The organism is Bradyrhizobium sp. MV1.5 (assembly GCF_055807615.1).
Window position 1 is genome coordinate 1 of record NZ_JBVVPL010000106.1, and the last position, 1,605, is coordinate 1,605.

Sequence of the window (1,605 nt, forward strand, 5' to 3'; positions counted from 1 at the left end):
ACCCGGCTGTTTCCGAGGGTAACCCGCGTCATCTCCGCGCCTGCGCCCAAGTGCGAGTGATGCGTGAACGGGCAGACGGAAGCGTGCCGTCAAGGCCTCGAACTCCGACGGGACACAGCGTCAGCGAACTCGCTGTGGCGCAGCCCATGCGCCGACTTTTCTGACTGCGCCGTCTCAGACAGCGCAGCCAAGTCCGACGCACTTCGCGGTAGAAGCCGTTGAGCGCTGGATAATTGTGCGGCCTGCCGTAGTAGCGTAGTGTCCACGCAACACAGCGGCGAACCACTCGCGCTGGGTGGCCAGTGACTCGTGCATGAGCCGCCAGGCCTCCTGGCGCAGCGCCGACAGCTTGCGCGTCAGGCGTTTCCCTTCCGTCTTGTGCTTCACGATAAACCGGCCGTCCCGGGTACGCCCGCAGTAGTGGGGGAAGCCGAGGAAGGCGAAGGTCTCGGGTCTCCGCTCGCCGCGCCGCTGACCCGAGAGGGCCGCAAACCGACCGAACTCGATCAACCGCGTCTTGCCCTCATGAAGCATCAGACCAAAGCTGGCCAGCCCCGCCTTGAGGGCCAAGAGCATCTCCTGCGCATCCGCCTTGCTCTCGAAGCCCATGACGAAGTCGTCCGCATAGCGCACGGCCACAACGCGAACGTGCGCGGTGACGGCGCCATTAATGGGTCCAGAGGTCGAGGATGTAGTGCAGAAAGATGTTGGCGAGGAGCGGACTGATGCCCGCCCCTTGCGGGGTACCCCTGTCCGTTTCTTGCTTCTCGCCGCTCTCAAGAACGCCGGCCCGCAGCCACAGCTCTATGAGCCGCAAGATGCGAGGATCGGCGATCCTTTGCGCCACCATCCGCAACAGCCACTCGTGGTCGACCGAGTCGAAGAAGTTGCGTATGTCGGCATCGAGACCCAGTTGACGCGCTGGCTCATGATCGCCCTGTGCAAGGCGTCAAGCGCCATATGAGGATTCCGCCCCGGCCGGAAGCCGTAGGAGAACCCGAGGAAGTCGACCTCGTAGACGGAGCTCAGCACTTCGGCTACCGCGCTTTGGACAATCTTGTCCTCTAGCGTCGGCACACCGAGAGGCCGCTTACCGCCATCGGCCTTGGGGATGTAGACTCGTCACCAGCTGTGGCCGGTAGCGACTTGTGTGGACGCGTCCGCAGAGCTCCCGGAGGTTATCCGTGAGCCTCTCTTCGTACTTCGCCACCGTTTACCCCATCGACCCCGCGCTGGCCTGCCGCTTTTGTCGTCGAAACGAGCAGAGCGTCCTCGACGTGGCGCACCAAGGCTGTGAACCGGGTTTAGGGCAGCCTGCTTGGCCGCCGCGTTCACCCGTTCGAGGTTCGCGCGGCAAGGCAACCCGGCTCTGTGTCCGGACCCTGGCCTTCTCGCGCGGCTCCCCTCAGGCTGGTCCCTTCCCTCCATGCGTCTCCTTTCCTTCAACGACTTCACAGGTACTATGAACCAGTCCGACTCCCGACCTCAGCTCTGACCGCGGCTCTGGCACTGTCTCGCCGCTGCCCCCCGTTGTAGACCAATCCAACGGACCCGGTCGGGCCTCTCAGTTCCGATGATTGCCTTCCATGCGTGATCCGGCCATCG

General features: G+C 63.9%; 2 protein-coding genes. Both read right to left on the minus strand.

Annotated elements, in window-relative coordinates; translation table 11 throughout:
- Nucleotides 1-174: 174 nt before the first annotated feature.
- A complete protein-coding gene (locus AC0L2J_RS34685; RefSeq protein ID WP_473395973.1) occupies nucleotides 175-639 on the minus strand; it encodes a hypothetical protein in 465 nt (154 codons plus the stop codon).
- A gap of 28 nt (nucleotides 640-667) precedes the next feature.
- The gene (locus tag AC0L2J_RS34690; protein ID WP_473395974.1) at nucleotides 668-913 is read right to left on the minus strand and encodes a reverse transcriptase domain-containing protein; all 246 of its coding nucleotides are present in this window, start codon (nucleotides 911-913) and stop codon (nucleotides 668-670) included.
- Between the last annotated feature and the right edge of the window lie 692 nt (nucleotides 914-1,605).